Raw genomic sequence first — 16,395 nt, forward strand, 5'->3', positions numbered from 1 at the left:
GGAATTTTAGAATTAATCGTGTTACAATTTAAAGAGGAATCAATAAGAAAAGGAAATACAAACGTGGGTATACTATTAGCAACAAGATTAAAAAATAGACGAAAAGAATTAAAAATGTCTCAGAGAGAACTAGCTGAGGGGATTTGTAAACAAGGTCAAATTAGTCGGTTAGAGAGTGGGGAGTTTACTCCTGGAGCTGATTTTCTGCATGCTTTGGCTAAAAAATTGAATGTTAGTATGGACTACTTTTTCGATGATCAGATTGTAGAGGAAATTAATGAGTTATCAGAGTTTAAAAAATTGGCGAAAACTTTTATCACAAATCGAAATTATGAATCTTTGAAATATATATATGAATTGGAAAGTGTAAAAGCTCATCGCTTATCTCTAACAGATAAGTTTTATATGGAGTGGATAAAATCCTTGATAGATTTTTATTTTTACGGACAGAAAGAAGAGGCAATTACACAATTAGAGAATATGCTATCTCAGTTAAGTGTATCTGACTTGAACTACCTTCAAGTTTCAAATACTCTATTCAATTTTTATTATGATATTGAAGATTTAGAACGTTTTAATGAGATTAGAGACAAGCTAGAGCATCAAGTGAATCAACTTAATTTAAACACAATTGAAGAGTTAGAACTATCTATTAAGTTCAATTATAACGTTTGTCGATACCTATGGTTACAGAAAAATGTTGAAGAAGCTATAACCAAAATAACAGCTACGATAAAGCAGTGTAGTGACTATAGAACAACTTATCTTTTGGCTGATTTGTATTTATTGATGGGAAATGTCAGTGAAAGTTTTTCTTCTAAAAGTTCGGTAAAAGAATATTTTGAGATAGCTCATTTCCTCTACAAACTTGAGGAAAATATGTCAATGACTCTGAAAGTCGAGCACTACCTTGCAGATGTCACATAATAATGAAAACAATGTTCAACGAAGAGCATTGTTTTTAATTGCATTAGATACATAAAAGTATTAAATTAAAAAAAATAAAAAAATTATAAAAACTCTAGACAAGATAATTTTGAAGTGATAAAATAAATGTAAGAAAACAAGAGGAGAGACATATGAAGAGTTTGTTTAGGAAAACAGTTGCTTTGTTAGTTATGGGTTTAATCCTATTAGGAATTGCAGGAGGACCTCGAGTCCATAAGATGACTAGAGGTATCGATCTAGGCCCTGCAAATGGAAAAATTTTTTAACTATTCAGTAATCTATAACGCCAATTATGAGGTTTGATAAGATTTGTCCTCGCAGGATAAAAATCTTAAATATATTTATGAAAGGATAATACATACTATGGAAAATACAGATCTTACTCTAAAACAAGAAAATGTTTCTATCGATGTTGATGATATTGATGTAGCTGCTCTCTTGATGGGAAGAAATCAGCCAAGTCAGCATAAATGCTAAAGTACATTTTGTTGAGTCGGGGGGGATAATCATTATCGCTCCTGATTTTTATTAGGTTATTTTTATTAAAGAAGTTACAAAGAATCTCAAATGAAAAAATATTTTTATCAAAATCCTTTTTTAGTAGGCCAATTTTTAATAGTAAATATCATTGGCGCAATTTCTGTATTGAGCTTAGCTTTTGTTCTAGAAGGTATCATTGATTCTATTTCAAATGTTAACTCAGAAACATTCATATTCTACGTAGTGTTGTTATTAGTTTATATAGTTTTTGATTCCTTAATGGAGTATTGTGTTGAAGTTTCAAATCAGAAATTGATTCAAAAAATTTTACATGATATACGAAGTGATTTGACTGATAGTAACGGAGGAAAGTCCTTGCTTGCTATCTATCGTAGCAATCCTGAAATGTATATTTCAACCTATACTAATGAACTAGAAGTCTTAGAAAAACAATACTTAGAACAAATTATTAGTATAACTAATGATATTTTGGTTTTTGTTTTTGCTTCGATCATATCTTTATTTTTACAACCGTCTTATACTATCATAATGGTTATTTTGAGTTTACTCCCTCTTTTTTATCCTTTGTTAACTCAAAATTCTTTACAAAAAGCAAGAGATGTGAGCGTAAAATCAAAAGAAAACTATTTTAATGTGGTATCAGATTTTTACTTTGGTTTAAAGACAGTCAAGCTATTTGAAGCAGTGCACTCTTTCACTGATATTGTGAATTCAAAAAGTAAGCAGTTGAGAAAATCAAACGTGGCTTATTATAGAAAAGCAAATTCAATAGAAGCGATATCATATGCAATAACAATGATTGTAAACCAGGGAGCTTGGGTAGTTGGAGGATTTTTTGTCCTTAAGGGGAGGCTTTCTCTAGGAGAATTTATTGGACTCCGTCAATTAGTGATGTATATTACTTATCCAATTACTAACATGAAGCATAGCTATACGGATATCTTATCTTCAAAGAAATTGGTTAATGATTTAGTTAAAACGATAAAGCAAGTACCAGCTGAAGCATCTAATAGGGAAAATATAAAAATTGATACAATCGAACTGGTTAATTTTGGAATATTAGGAGAGAAACAAAATATATTACAAAATATAAATTTAACATTTGAGATAGGTAAAAAATATCTCATTGTTGGAAAAAGTGGAAGTGGGAAAAGTACACTTTTGAATTCTTTGATAGGTTTGATACCAGATGGTTTTAATACTACTGGGAGCATTTTAGTTAATGGGCAGGATTTTACTAGTATCAAGTTAGATTACTCATCAGTTGCTTATGTGGAGCAGAAAACGTTTATTTTTGATAAACCAGCCATTGACAATTTAACAATGTATAAAGATTATGATAAAGGTCTACTTCATCAAGTGTTGCAGAAGGTCAGTTTAGAAACTATTAATTTAGAGGATGAAATCAAAAATAAGTTATCTGGTGGGCAAGAGAGGAGGCTAGATTTTGCTAGATCTCTACTTGCTAATAAAGAAATTTTACTTTTGGATGAGGTTACATCGTCTTTAGATAAAGAAAATAGATTGCGTATTGAAGAATTAGTAGCCTCATTGCAAGGAAAAATGATTATTTGTATTGCTCACGAACCATCAGATAATTTTATCTCAATGTTTGATGAAGTGTTAACTCTTGAAGAAGGGATGATTAAATCAAACTCTTAATTATAAGATATAATAATCTAGACTTTCCATACTTTTATTGCTATACTCACTATCAGTTGAACAGGAAATAAGTAGTTACTTGTATAATGAAATATTCTGCATATTTGATAGCAGTAGAGATTGGAAATATGATGATTTATATCTTTGTCGCGGTTATGCAGGGATGAGTGTTATGATGTGTGCATTCAACTATATAGGAAAAAATAGAATGTTTGTAAGAGAGAAGCTTTATGAAGAATTACAAAATAGTAAAAATTTACTTGGTAATCTAAATGAATCACCAAATATAATAGAAAATTACTTAGGAGTTGTATTGGCTCTTATTAACGATTATTCTAATAAAGTAGACATTCTGAACAAGATTATGTTAACACTATGAAAACTGAGTCAATCTCAGTTTTTTGTTTATTTAAAACATATAACTGTTGCTTTTGTCACATTAAAAGTATATAATAAACAGAAAAAGCACAAGAAGGTAGTAAAATGAGGAAACAGGAGCGATTAGATGAGATTGTGAACCTTGTCAATAAGACGGGAACAATCTATGTTCGAGATATTATGGAAACCATGAACGTCTCAGACATGACATGTTGAGGCAGTATCACTGCTTATACGAGCTGATTCATCAGCGAAGTAGAAGTAGATGTTCTGCCCATGTGATAGGACTCGGAGAATGAGGAGGCTTGGCCAACGAAATGAATCGCAAAGTCCGAACCGCTGAGTGTGCAGCTCTGCTGGTGAAAGCCTAGAAATCTTTTAGCGAAAAGTTTTATGAAGTCACTAGAAACAGTGGCTTTTTAGCTTTGGTTGGGATATACGTTTAAGATGAAGAAACGCTTCAGCAAGCTTTCCTCAGGGCTATAGAGGTTCTTCGAGAAAATAAGGAAAAGCTAGAAGAGAAGTGGGAAAGTTTTAGTGAAAAACAAAAGCTACAGAAGTACTATGCGCTTCAACTAAAAGAACTCCTTGATAATGAGCAGCAATCATTTGATGGAAGAAAGATGTGCCAGATTCTTGAAAAAATTAACCTTGGAGATGAAAACTACAGATTTTCCTATTTTGGATTACTTGGGTTATATTAGTAATTTATTTATGATGATTAAAAAACCAAAACTTTTCTAATATTTGAAATATTTATTGATTTAATAGCTTATTAGCAGTATAATTGTCATGAAGTAAAGCACAAAGGTAGAGAGGTGCCAAAATGAACTCAATTAAATGTCTATTCAGAATCCATTATTACAATACATTAAATTGAAGCAAGTGATGGACTGAACTCAGGATTGTCATGATTTCGATTTATATAATTATTGGTTCTCTATTTTTATGGATTTTGAATTACATTTCCCCAAATAGGAATGCTGGAGTTGGTTTACGATTTCCAAGCGCTTTTCGTACTTTAAAACAATGGCAGCAACTTCAATCTCGTTTTTATGTAATTATAATAACAGCAAACATATTGATTTTACTTTATTCACTTGTTACAAATACTAGTGAGGAGAAAGTTATTGCATACTCAATAGTTAGTGTTGTAATTTCTGGGTTAATTTCTTTTCTTTTATCTTTAAAAAAATAGATTAAATCTACATTTTTAGGGTATTGATTTCTCATTTCAGAAGGAACAGGGACGATATTTAAGGGCCATAGTAAAGAGCGAAACTACTCTAACTGTGGACTATTGGAGCACCTCGCTGCCTAGTACTAAAAGCAAACTAAAAGACTGTACAACCTGATAAATCTGTAAATACAAAAATATTAAAAGAGAACTATTTTGAAGAATTTGATAAGCGTTGGTCGGACTTAGCCGTTTGATAATCAATATACTCATGTCCCCATTTCTTTAGTTGGAAGAGAATGGGTTTGAGAGTATCTCCAAATTCAGTCAATTCATAGTCTACTCTGGGCGGAACCACAGGAAAAACAGTTCGTTTGATAATCCCGCATTCTTCCAGTTTACGCAGCTGATTGGTCAGCATACGTTGGTTGATACCGGGAATCCGTTTTCTAAGTTCACCAAAACGCAGAATCCCCTCATCTGCGAGGTGAAACAAAATAGCCCCCTTCCAGCGTCCGCCAATGACATCCATCGCTATTTCTACAGTACAGCCAAAAGGGCAGCCTTCTTGTGTATCTCTCATTTCATTACGCTCCTTTAGTTACGTTTTTGTTAGTATAAGCGAAAAAAGTGCCTACTTGTTCAAGTATAACATATCTGCTATACTGTAAGCAAATCATCAATGATGGTGTTTATACTCTTTGAAAATCAAATGTTGACTGTGTTAAACCTCTTTGATGAACTCCAGTTCTATCTGCATCAGTTTGCCTTGTCATCTTTGATTTTCTTTGAGTATTATTATCACTTTCAAGGAGGTAATACATATGAAAGCATTGCAAATTACAGACTATCGTGGTCCTGAAACGATGCTCTATCAGGAGACTGAACGTCCAACTGTTCAAGAAACAGAAGTCCTTATCAAGGTTGACTATTCAGGTGTAGGACTAATTGATATCATCTTCTCCAGAGGGTTCGGAGCTCTGCCTCTTCCAGCAACACCTGGACTTGAAGTAGCAGGAACTGTTGTAGACATTGGAAAAGAGGTGAGAAATTTTCAACTAGGGGATCGGGTTGCGGGATTAACCATCAATACTTTAAAAGGCTTTTCTGAATTGGTCAGCCTTCCTGAAGATTATGTGGTTAAAATCCCTGAAAACTTAGGGATTGATAAAGCAACTGCAGCTTTAACCAATACGGCAACTGCTTTGGTACTTTTAAAGGAAATAGTCCGACTTCCAATCGGTGCTAACGTACTTGTTTATGGAGCTACAGGAGGTTTGGGTGCTCAGGTTGGCCAAGCAGCAAAACTCTTAGGTGCTAAAAAAGTTGTTGCAGCCGTCAGCAATGAGACCAAATGTCAAAATGCGCTAGAATTAGGCTACGATGCTGCTTATTTGCGGGAAGAATGTTTCATTTCTTCTGAAGAAAAATTTGATTTAATCGTAGACCCCGTCGGTGGCGTGCAACGTAAAGATAATCTAGGAAAACTTAATCCATATGGAACACTGGCTATTGTCGGCAATGCTTCACAAGAAGAACGAGCAGATATCAATCCCGATATCTGCTGGCTGAACAATCTCAATCTTACAGGTTTTAACTTTGGTGGTTATTGCTCACATCATATCCAAAAGGTAAACGGCTACTTAATCTGGGCTCTGGAATTAGTCGCAAACAATCAAATCAAACTTCCCAAACTTTATAAAGCTCCTATTGATAATGCTGTTCAATCTTTGCTGGATTTGGAAGAAGGAAAAATCAATGGAAAATTATTATTAAAACACCCTTAGTTAAAACAGCAGATATAGTCTTTTAGTTTGCTTTTAGTACTAGGCAGCAAGGTGCTCCAATAGTCCACTGGACTATTGGAGGTGGTGAATAGAGCTTCCGTGAGGAAGTGTCAGCTGTACTGGCGTACGGCAAACCGAGCTAACGACGTAATAAAAGATAAACTAAATGACTGTAAATGGGAATTTTTCCCATAGCACATTATCAAGGAGAGTAAGATGAATAGTATAAATCAGTATTTTCAATTAGCAGAAAAGCCTTCTATGACCATCCGCTTTATTATAAAGGGAATCACCTTTCATTTCTAGGTGATAAGGAAGCGATTGCCTTTCCTGAGTATGCAGCTCTAAAAGACTACGAATTAGAAGTCGGTATGATTATTACAAAGGAAATTCGTGATGCGACAGAGCAGGAGGGCCTGGATGCAATTGGCGCTTTTTGTATCTTGAACGATTTTAGTGCTCGGAATGTACAATATGAAGAAATGAATTCAACAGGTCCATGTAAATCAAAAGATTTTGCCAGCTCCATTTCCAATACAGTTGTAACTGCAGATGAAATTCCACCCAGTTTATATAAGCTGAAAACAACTGTGATCATAAATGGCAAAGTGGCTGCGACTGGTTCGACTGAGTGTTTTCAACATTCCTTTGGAGCAGCTGTTGCTTATGCTTCCAAGGGAGAGAATGTTTACTCTGGTGAGTTTATTGGTTCGGGAACAGTCGTAAATTGCTGCGGTCTTGAAAATGGAATTTTTCTGGAAACAGGCGATACAATCCGTCTAGAAATTGAACGCTTGGGAAGCCTGACAAATACAATCGTATAGAGGGACAATCGGATGAATTTGAAATTACCGCCCGTAAAATCAACCACACCAAAGTGTAAGCTCACTCTGATGAATGCGGGTTTTTATGGCACAAAATTAAATATGATAAAAAAGGGGAACCCTAGAAAGCATATTTGGGGTCCAGCCTTTTGGTTTATTATTGAGCATCCGGCTCAGGGAATAATCCTATTTGATACGGGCTATCATTCCCGATACTATGAAGTGACGAAAAAATTTCCATACAATATGCTAAATTGGATTTTACCCGTAAAAATTCAGCAGGAAGAAGATGCAAAGCAGCAACTGGAAAAAAGGGGAATATCTCCTGATGAAGTCACTATTATATTATCTCATCTGCATATCGACCATACTGGAGGTATCTGTGACTTTCCAAATGCACCGGTCTATATTTCAAAGGAAGAGTGGGAGCTTGGACAGGAAACGGATCTACAACTGCTCAAAAAAGGCTATCTCAAATCCCTATTTTCTATGCTGAAGCAGGAATAGGTGCAGATTGTCGATTTTGAACAAGGAACACCTTACGGACCGTTTCGTAAAAGTATTGATATTTTTCAAGATGGCAGCTTAATCCTGCTTCCTTTATTTGGCCATTCAGCAGGACAGATGGGGCTGATTGTCAATTGCTCTGAGAGTGAGCGCTATTTCCTGTGTGTGGACGCTGTCTATTGCAGGGACAACTATGAAGAGATGGCCTACGGTTCGATTCTTACAAATGCTGTGCATGCAAATATAAGGCAATACCATGATTTATATAAGGTCTTAAATAGGATTTGGAAAGCAAATCCAGACTTAGAAATCATACCTTCGCATGACCCAGATATTTATAGAGAATGTTTTGGACCGTTACCGAAATGAGGAGCAAGAAGCGGATGAAGACGCAGCCATCATGGGAGTCTCATACGGAATCTTCCAAAAGGAGAGCGCAGCCACCATGGGGTCTTATACGGTATCTTCTAAAAGATCCATCCCTCTGTGGATGAGGGCGCAGCCATCATGGGGGTCTGTCCTAGTACTTTTGACTGCAATTTACCTTTCGAAAATAAAGGCTATTTCTTGGCTAAAGCTTGAAATGTCTTTTGGATTTTGCTTGTGCCAGGCGATGCCATAGGATAGGGCAGGTAAGTCTTTGACAGGTATGGCCTGCAGCCGATCGGAATGCTGGACGGCAAAGCGCGGCATAACAGCAAGACCGACTCCCCCTAAAATCATGGCCTGAGCTATCTGAGCAGAATCTGCATAATAGATCTGTGGCTCTGTCAGGGAGTGTTCGATTCTATTCTGGACTTGCGCCAGTTCGGGCGGTGTATTGAGAGGGTCCAAGAATACTAAGCTTTCTTGCTGGAGCTGCTCTAAGCAAAGCTGCTCTTGCCTGCTGAGCGGATGGTCCTTTCTGAAGACGCAGACAAACTGTTCTTGAAACAGTTCTTGGAATTGAATTTCCGAATAGGCCTGAATATTTTCTGAAACAGTGAAAATCAGATCCAGTTCTTGGTTTAGCAGGCTTTTTTTGCTGCTTTTATAGTCTAAATTTTTTAAAAATAAGCGCAGGGACGGAAACTGCCTATGGTAATGAGCAATCACCTCGGCCATCCAGACCTGCTCTTTTTCATTGCCCTCGTAGGCGATGACGAGGCTGTCTGTAAAAAACTTGCCTTGACTTTTGGCCTTGCTGACAGCAGCGGTTAGCTTGGGGTAAATCTCCCTCATATCTTGGTAAAAGGACTGCCCTGCCGGTGTCAGTTCAACCCGTCTTTTATTTCGCAAAAAGAGCTGCAGTCCCAACTCCTCTTCTAAGCTCTTGATTTGGTGGCTGACAGCCGGCTGACTGATATAGACTAATCGGGCTGTGGCGTTAAAATTCAGTGTTTCAGCCAGATGGATGAAACATTCTAATTGTCTGCTGTTCATGGCTGTCCTTTCTGATAAAAACCTTTTATTAATAATAACATAAAAGAATTTCTAATTCAGCTATAAAACTGTTAAAATAATGATAAAAATAAAGAAATATTATCAATGAGGTGTGCAATGAAATATATTATTACTGGCTGTGACGGTCAGCTGGGCGGCCGTGTCACAGAAAACATGCTAAAAGAGGTCAAGGGAAGCGATCTGATTGTCACTTGTCCCTTTTTAGACCGTTTGGATCCTGAGAAGAAGGAACGCTGGGAAGGCTTGGGGATAGCCGTTCGTCAGGCCAATTATGACAATCTGGAAGAAATGACGGCTGCTTTTCAAGGCGGGGACCGCATTTTTATCGTATCTGCTGTGACCATTGGTGCCATTCGGATTCAGCAGCACAAAAATGTGGTTGATGCAGCGATTCAAGCAGGGGTTCAGCATATCACTTATACCTCCTTCTTGGGAGCCAGCGATCCTGCCTATGCCCATGTCTATGTGACCCCAGACCATACGGCAACAGAGTCTTACATTCGTGAAGCGGCTTCTGTCCACGGAGTGGATTATAATTTTATGCAGGACAATCTCTATCTGGAAAATTATCTGACGACTTCTGTCATGCTGGCCCTCATGTCAGGCAATAAATGGTATACGACAGCGGGAGAAGGGCGAGGAACCTTTATCCCCAAGGACGATGTGGCGCGTGTGGCGGCAGCCTTGCTGTTAGGGAAAGGTCAGCCAGAGAAAACCTATAAAATCTGCGGTTCAGAATCCATCTCTCAGCGTGATATTGCTGCCATCATCAGTGACTTGTCAGGCATTTCCATCGAATACTGTCCTGTCAGTCATCAGGAATTTTATGATTACTTGGATTCCATGCATATCCCGAGAGAGGCCACGGGCGATTATTCTCAGTCGCCTGTTCCTTGGTGCGGCAATGATATGGTCACAAACGAAGCCAGCATTGCTGAAGGCTTGATGGATGTGCCATCTGACGATGTAGAAATTCTGACGGGACAAAAACCCATGACCGCACGTGAATTGGCCAAAAATTATGCTTATATCTGGGAAGAGAAGATCTGCAACTGGAAGGATATACGATAGATGATTGACCAAAGGCAGCTGAAGGGCTGTCTTTTTATTTTTCCTTGACATTAGAATTGTCAGAATTTATAATAGAGGTAGAAAACTGATAACAGTGTTATCAAGATGGAGTGAGGGCAGTAATGGGAAAAGAAAGCGATCTTTTAAATGAGAAAATTTTAGCCAGCGCTCAAAGCGAGTTTTATACTTTTGGCTATCAGAATGCCTCGCTGCGGCGTATCTGCCGCGGTGTTGGGCTGACGACAGGGGCGCTTTACAAGCGCTTTTCCAGCAAGGACCAGCTCTTTAAAGCTGTTCTTGCACCGACCTTGGAGGCCCTTGAGGCCTATGGAGAGTCACAGAAAACGCGCGATTATGATTTCTTGGAGAAGAGTCAGCTGTCCCGGATGTGGGAGCACCGTCTGGAAGATTTGGAGGCCTTGATGCAGCTGCTTTATGAGCACAAGGACAATATGCGCCTGCTCCTGTTTCGCTCGCAGGGCTCTTCACTGGCGAATTTCAAGTCCGATATGATTTACTTTGCTACGATTGAGACCTATCATTATCTGGAACGGGCCCATAAGGAAGGCAAGATCCGTCACCTGCTAGAATACGAATATCTGCGATCGTGCATGACCGCCTACTATACCGCTCTTTTTGAGCCCTTGGCACAGGACTGGCCTAAGAGTCAAGCCATGGCATTTTGCACTTCGGTTCTTCAGTTTTTTAATTGGGAAGCCCTGCTGGATTTTTGAATAGAAAGAAGGAATAAGGATGAAAAAGAAATCTGTCGTTTCCTGGATATGGGAATTTGTTTCCCTCCATAAATTATATTTTGCTTTCAGCCTGCTCTTTGCCTTTGCTTCTGTGCTCGCAGGTTTTCTGCCCTATTTCTTCATTGGCAGCATGATCAATCAGCTCCTGGCTGGCAATAAAGACTGGGATTTTTATCTGCTGCAGTCCGTCTGGATCGGGCTCTTCTGGGCAGCCTATTGGGGCTTTCACGGTATTTCCACTCTGCTGTCACATACGGCGACCTTTAGGATTTTAGCAGAAATGCGGCACCGGCTGACAGATAAGCTGGCCAGACTCCCCTTGGGAACGGTGCTCAGCCAGTCGTCTGGTACTTATAAAAATATCATTGTGGAGCGGGTCGATGCCACGGAAACAACGCTGGCTCACCTGATTCCGGAATTTACCTCCGGTCTCTTTGGTCCCCTGATTATTTTGGCTGCCATGCTGGTCATTGACTGGCGGCTGACCCTGCTCTCCCTCCTGACGGTTCCGGTCGTGATTCTGGCCTATATCCGTATGGCCAAAAACAGCGAAGCAGATTACCAAAATACCATTGCCAAGACTCAGAAGCTTAATGATACTGCGGTTGAGTATATCAATGGTATTGAGGTTATCAAGGTTTTCGGCAAAGAAAAATTTTCCTATGATAAATTTGTCAAGGCGGCCAAGGAAGGAGCAGACTGCTTTATCGAGTGGATGCGCAAGTTTAATCTGGAAATGGGAATTGTGACCGCCTTTCTGCCTTCCGGCCTGCTTTTTCTGCTGCCGGCCGGCACCTATTTTTACCTGCAGGGCAGTCTGAGCGCCGGAAATTTCATCCTGATGATTATCCTGTTACTGAGCCTCTTGACGCCGCTGATTTTGGTCGCTTCCTATATGGACGACCTGCGCAAGATTGGCACCATTTTCGGCGAAGTCATTGCGATTTTGGAAAAGCCGGATTTGGCTCGGCCCGAGGAGCTGACAGTTCGGCCGCAGGGGACAGAGCTGGCCATGTCAGACGTCTGCTTTGGCTACTCGGAGGATGAGGAAGTCCTGCATGATTTGTCCCTTCAGATCAAGGCCGGCAGCATCAATGCCTTGGTCGGTCCTTCCGGATCCGGTAAGTCTACCATTGCTAAGCTTCTGGCTTCCTTCTGGGATGTTTCATCTGGTCAGATTACCTACGGCGGCGTGGATATTCGTCAGCTGCCGCTGGACTATTACAGCCGGCAGATTGCCTATGTGACTCAGGATAACTATCTCTTTGACGAGAGCATTAGGGAAAATATCCGTATGGGCAATCCCGAGGCTTCTGATGAGGAGGTCCTGGATATTGCTCGCAAGTGCGGCTGTTATGACTTTATCATGAATCTGGAAGATGGCTTTGACACCATAGTCGGCTCTGGCGGCGGCCACCTGTCCGGCGGCGAGCGCCAGCGGATTGCCATTGCCCGGGCCATGCTCAAGGATGCGCCTATCCTGATTTTGGACGAGGCCACGGCCTATACTGATCCGGAAAATGAAGCCCGCATCCAGTCCAGCCTAGCCCGCCTGATAGAAGGGCGGACGCTGATTGTCATCGCCCACCGCCTGTCCACCATCATCAGCGCAGACCAGATTATCCTGGTCAATAAGGGCCGAGCAGAGGCCAAGGGCCGGCATGAGGAGCTGCTGGCAGAAAGTCCGCTCTACGCTTCTATGTGGCAGGCTCACATCGCGGTCAAAGACAGCGATGATCTGGAAGGAGGTCTGGCCCATGCTTGATACACTGAAAAAATTCTTTGATTTCTGTACGGCAGAAGACCGCAGGAAATTCTACCAATCCATTTATCTGGGCATTCTCAAATCCTTTATCATTGCCCTCAGAATCCCGGCAATCGGCCTAGTTGTTATGGGCCTGATTGAGAAAAATCTGTCCATGCAGACCTTTTGGCTGAGTCTGGTCATCATGCTGGTCTCCGTCCTTCTCAATGTCTGGATTACCCTCAAAATCACCATGCTGCAGACAGAAGCCGGCTACCATACCTGTGCACAGAAGCGGATCGAAATCGCTGAGCACATGCGCTATCTGCCTATGGGCTATTTTAATCAGAACAGTCTGGGCAAGATTACCAGTGTCACGACCAATACGCTGGAAAATCTCTCCGATGTGGCAACCCGGGTGGTCATGATGACGGTGCAGGGCTTTCTGACGACCGCCCTCATCACCTTGCTGGTCTTTGTCTATGACTGGCGGGTGGGTCTGGTCCTGTTGATTGGCCTCGCTCTCTTTCTCCTGCCAAATAGCATCATGCGCTGGCATGCAGGCAGGGTTTCGGATGAGAAGCACCAGGCAGACACGGGCTTGGTGGCCGTTGTGCTGGAGTACAGTCAGGGCATTGCGGAGGTCAAAAACTACAATCTGGTCAACCGCTCGGCCAGAAAGCTGTCCAAAGCCATTGACCATAAGAGCCGGATGGATACCAAGATGACCTATGCCAGCTCGCCTTATATCGCCCTGCAGGGCATAGCGACCAAGCTGACGGGTGTCTTCATGGGCTTGGCCTCTATATACTTCTATCTGAACGGCAGCATGGAGCTGCTGGTCTGCGTCATGATGATTGTCAGCGGCTTTATGGTCTACGAAAACCTGGATGGCGTGGGCAGTTATTCTTCACTTCTGAGGATTGTTGACCTGTCAGTCGATATGGTCAATCAGGTGCTGGCTATCCAGCCCATGGATACCAGCGGCCAGGAGATTGAGCCTGAGACCGCGAATATCGAGCTGGACCATATCAGCTTTTCCTACGGGGATAAGAAGATTATCCAGGATGTATCTTTCAAGATTCCGGAAAAGACGACCACAGCCTTGGTTGGGCCGTCAGGTTCTGGCAAGACCACCCTCTGCAATCTCATCGCCCGTTTCTGGGATGTGGATGAGGGCCGGATCAGCCTGGACGGTCACGATGTCCGGACTTACAGCTATGACAGCCTGATTCGTAATTTCAGTTTTGTCTTTCAAAGGGTTTATCTCTTTGAGGATACCATTGCCAATAATATCAAGTTTGGCCGGCCGGATGCCAGTCAGGCAGAGGTAGAAGCAGCGGCTAAAAAAGCGGCCTGCCATGACTTTATCCTCTCGCTGCCGGAGGGCTACGAGACAAAAATCGGCGAAGGCGGGGCCAGCCTGTCCGGCGGCGAGCGTCAGCGGATTTCCATCGCCCGGGCCATTATCAAGGATGCTCCCATCATCATCCTGGACGAGGCCACGGCCAATGTGGACCCAGAAAATGAAGAAGCTCTCATGCAGGCCATTCAGGCTCTGACCCATGATAAGACCATTATCATGATTGCCCACCGGCTCAAAACCGTTGAGCAGGCGGACCAGATCATCGTTCTGGACCAAGGACGCATCGTCGAGCAAGGCCGGCACCAAGACCTGCTGGCCCAAGACGGCCTCTACAGCCGCTTTATCCAAGAAAGAAAAACAGCCGCCAGCTGGCGGATTGAGACGAATGATTGATTGCTGAAACAGCAGACTGGGAGGTTTGCTGTTTTTAATTTGGGGGAGGAATGGTATAATAGATGAATCATTATCAATATGAGGCTTTTTCTGTGTTTAAATCAAAAAAATTCATCTTTATTTTCTGTGGTATTGCCCTACTTGTTTTTATTGCCTGTCTCCCATCTTTGGTTGAGCATTCTTATGACTATACCGATGACGGAAAGTTTATTGTCGAACATCAGGAGTCAATCAAGGAAACAATCATTGAAATGCTGGATCCTGAAAAAAAGCATATACAGTCGGTTACACTTTTACCGGGCACTGCTCAGGGTGAATACGATAATGGCGGCTCAATCAGCGGGAACTATCATATTTATTTTTCGGCTTATGTCAATGACAATCGAGAACAGTCATTAAAGGGCGAGCTGTCTTTTCCGGATGCTGAGATACCTCCTTTTACTTTTATTCACCCTAATCCTTATGAAGATGCCGATCAGGATATGACCAGTTGGTATGCAGACTTTGAAGTGTCTGAAAATTCTTTTTGGGATTGGAAACGAGAGGAAGAGGTCGCAGAATATGCATGGAAAAATTTCGCGGACTCTCTTTCTGATTTGGGGAAAAGTCTTGTGAAACAGGTTCAAACAGAAAGAGCAGCCCTTCTCTTTGACCAGTGGCTGCAAGAACACCAGGAAAATTTCAAGTCAGCTATCCAAACAGAACTCTATCGAGCAGATCCAGAACTGGAACAATCATTGGGGAAGATTCAAAGCATTCGCCTGAGTAAAAGGCAAGACTACTTTCCTTATTCCACTAAAGAGCTGCGTTTCGATGTTACATTTGAAAAATATCCTGAGGAAGCAGCGACTATAGAGGCAGAGTTTTATTCACAGGATGGTCGGTCTATTTTTAAGGATTCCTCAGTACCGGCCGTTATAAGTTTTTATAATGGACGCTTTGCTATTAAATCCGAGGCTGATTCAAAACTTTCTTCTATTTTTAGCAAAAGTAGGTTAGGCAATAGTATAGGTGAAATATCTTACGAACTCCCTGAGGATTATAAAGAAAGGATTTTAATCCCATAATATTCAGCAAGCCCTAGGTTTGCTTTTTTTCGTTCACAGGAGCTTATGTCCTCGACTATGCCAGACCAGTCAAGTGTGCTATAATGATGTAGAAGATATAGGAGGGGCAAGATGCCAAAAGTTGAGGAAAATTTTCAGAACGATTTTGAGAAAAGATTGATACAAGAGCTGAAAGAACAGTCAGAACATGCCTATCAAAATTATCAGCTGGGAAAGAGTTTGACTCTGGAAGAAGCGAAGGATTATTTTGGTTTGTGGAATTAGTTTGGGCTAGCCATTACATTATTAGTATTGTAGTATTGCTGAGGAAGTAGAGGCTATGGTTAGGAGAAATATGAAAAAAATTTTTTACAGAAGTTTTGATACTCCATTTTCTTTACACGATTTAAGGGTCAGTCAAATTTTATACGAAAATAATGATTTACACATTCAGTTTGAGTATATGATTGATTATAGCCAAGAGGAAGAAAGATATTATGAAGCCAGTATTTGTTTTGAAAATGCTGAGCCTGACTTTTGCCAAGCTTACATTTTGGATAATCAGAAAAATCAGACATTCACAGGCTGTCTCTATTCATTGGAGGATTTTTTAAAGCAATTTCCACAGTTTGATTTTACGATTATTTATGAATATTACGGTTACGAAAAATGTCTTTGGCAAGGAGAGTTGTCTATAGAAAACAAGATTTTTTCTTGCCAATTAGAAATCGTATATACAGGCGATATAATTTACAAGATTGGAAAAGAGAAACGATAGAAATAAAGAGGTACC

At 40.7% G+C, this 16,395-nt stretch carries 17 protein-coding genes; 15 read left to right on the forward strand and 2 right to left on the reverse strand.

Translation table 11 applies throughout. The features are described from left to right. The first annotated feature begins 63 nt into the window (after window positions 1–63). From DHL47_RS08715 to DHL47_RS08730, 4 genes are all read left to right on the forward strand, one after another. Window positions 64–927 carry a helix-turn-helix domain-containing protein gene (locus DHL47_RS08715; protein WP_209551590.1) on the forward strand — a complete coding sequence of 288 codons (864 nt, stop codon included), beginning with the start codon at window positions 64–66 and terminating at the stop codon, window positions 925–927. A 588-nt stretch (window positions 928–1,515) separates the two neighbouring features. Continuing rightward, window positions 1,516–3,111 (forward strand): ATP-binding cassette domain-containing protein, encoded by a 1,596-nt coding sequence (locus DHL47_RS08720; protein WP_209551591.1) that lies wholly within the window; start codon window positions 1,516–1,518, stop codon window positions 3,109–3,111. A 79-nt stretch (window positions 3,112–3,190) separates the two neighbouring features. Further along, window positions 3,191–3,490, forward strand: coding sequence for a hypothetical protein (locus DHL47_RS08725; protein WP_128837252.1), 300 nt, complete (start codon window positions 3,191–3,193; stop codon window positions 3,488–3,490). Window positions 3,491–3,594: 104 nt separating this feature from the next. Next, entirely contained in the window at window positions 3,595–3,705 is a 111-nt protein-coding gene (locus DHL47_RS08730; RefSeq protein ID WP_209551592.1) for a DeoR family transcriptional regulator, read from the forward strand. A gap of 1,172 nt (window positions 3,706–4,877) precedes the next feature. On the opposite strand, the gene DHL47_RS08735 is transcribed toward DHL47_RS08730, so the two are convergent. Further along, window positions 4,878–5,249 carry a winged helix-turn-helix transcriptional regulator gene (locus DHL47_RS08735; protein WP_209551593.1) on the reverse strand — a complete coding sequence of 124 codons (372 nt, stop codon included), beginning with the start codon at window positions 5,247–5,249 and terminating at the stop codon, window positions 4,878–4,880. 241 nt (window positions 5,250–5,490) lie between these two features. Between DHL47_RS08735 and DHL47_RS08740 the strand changes: the two genes are divergently transcribed. The 4 genes from DHL47_RS08740 to DHL47_RS08755 all read left to right on the forward strand — a co-directional run bounded on the left by DHL47_RS08740 (window position 5,491) and on the right by DHL47_RS08755 (window position 8,153). Next, a complete protein-coding gene (locus tag DHL47_RS08740) occupies window positions 5,491–6,453 on the forward strand; it encodes a quinone oxidoreductase family protein (protein WP_209551594.1) in 963 nt (320 codons plus the stop codon). 320 nt (window positions 6,454–6,773) lie between these two features. Continuing rightward, entirely contained in the window at window positions 6,774–7,277 is a 504-nt protein-coding gene (locus DHL47_RS08745; protein ID WP_338060109.1) for a fumarylacetoacetate hydrolase family protein, read from the forward strand. Between the two features lie 12 nt (window positions 7,278–7,289). Next, window positions 7,290–7,784 carry an MBL fold metallo-hydrolase gene (locus DHL47_RS08750; protein WP_209551595.1) on the forward strand — a complete coding sequence of 165 codons (495 nt, stop codon included), beginning with the start codon at window positions 7,290–7,292 and terminating at the stop codon, window positions 7,782–7,784. Beyond that, window positions 7,785–8,153: an MBL fold metallo-hydrolase gene (locus DHL47_RS08755; RefSeq protein ID WP_209551596.1), complete on the forward strand. Its 369-nt coding sequence runs from the start codon at window positions 7,785–7,787 to the stop codon at window positions 8,151–8,153. It abuts the gene before it with no gap. Window positions 8,154–8,324: 171 nt separating this feature from the next. Here DHL47_RS08755 and DHL47_RS08760 read toward each other — a convergent pair whose 3' ends face one another. Further along, the gene (locus tag DHL47_RS08760) at window positions 8,325–9,206 is read right to left on the reverse strand and encodes a LysR family transcriptional regulator (RefSeq protein WP_209551597.1); all 882 of its coding nucleotides are present in this window, start codon (window positions 9,204–9,206) and stop codon (window positions 8,325–8,327) included. A gap of 117 nt (window positions 9,207–9,323) precedes the next feature. On the opposite strand from DHL47_RS08760, the gene DHL47_RS08765 reads away from it, so the two are divergent. The 7 genes from DHL47_RS08765 to DHL47_RS08795 all read left to right on the forward strand — a co-directional run bounded on the left by DHL47_RS08765 (window position 9,324) and on the right by DHL47_RS08795 (window position 16,380). Beyond that, window positions 9,324–10,298, forward strand: coding sequence for an NmrA family NAD(P)-binding protein (locus DHL47_RS08765; RefSeq protein WP_128837245.1), 975 nt, complete (start codon window positions 9,324–9,326; stop codon window positions 10,296–10,298). A gap of 122 nt (window positions 10,299–10,420) precedes the next feature. Beyond that, window positions 10,421–11,032, forward strand: a complete 612-nt coding sequence (locus DHL47_RS08770) for a TetR/AcrR family transcriptional regulator (protein WP_209551598.1) — start codon at window positions 10,421–10,423, stop codon at window positions 11,030–11,032. Window positions 11,033–11,051: 19 nt separating this feature from the next. Next, window positions 11,052–12,818, forward strand: a complete 1,767-nt coding sequence (locus tag DHL47_RS08775) for an ABC transporter ATP-binding protein (protein ID WP_209551599.1) — start codon at window positions 11,052–11,054, stop codon at window positions 12,816–12,818. Further along, the gene (locus DHL47_RS08780; protein WP_209551600.1) at window positions 12,811–14,556 is read left to right on the forward strand and encodes an ABC transporter ATP-binding protein; all 1,746 of its coding nucleotides are present in this window, start codon (window positions 12,811–12,813) and stop codon (window positions 14,554–14,556) included. Before DHL47_RS08775 ends, DHL47_RS08780 begins: the two co-directional genes overlap by 8 nt. A 62-nt stretch (window positions 14,557–14,618) precedes the next feature. After that, on the forward strand, window positions 14,619–15,623 hold the full coding sequence (locus DHL47_RS08785; RefSeq protein WP_241209415.1) for a hypothetical protein: 1,005 nt from the start codon (window positions 14,619–14,621) through the stop codon (window positions 15,621–15,623). A gap of 111 nt (window positions 15,624–15,734) precedes the next feature. Next, window positions 15,735–15,887, forward strand: coding sequence for a hypothetical protein (locus DHL47_RS08790; RefSeq protein ID WP_209551601.1), 153 nt, complete (start codon window positions 15,735–15,737; stop codon window positions 15,885–15,887). A gap of 70 nt (window positions 15,888–15,957) precedes the next feature. After that, window positions 15,958–16,380 (forward strand): hypothetical protein, encoded by a 423-nt coding sequence (locus DHL47_RS08795; RefSeq protein ID WP_128837241.1) that lies wholly within the window; start codon window positions 15,958–15,960, stop codon window positions 16,378–16,380. The last annotated feature ends 15 nt before the right edge of the window (window positions 16,381–16,395 follow it).

This window comes from Streptococcus panodentis (assembly GCF_017884005.1).
Lineage (GTDB): Bacteria > Bacillota > Bacilli > Lactobacillales > Streptococcaceae > Streptococcus > Streptococcus panodentis.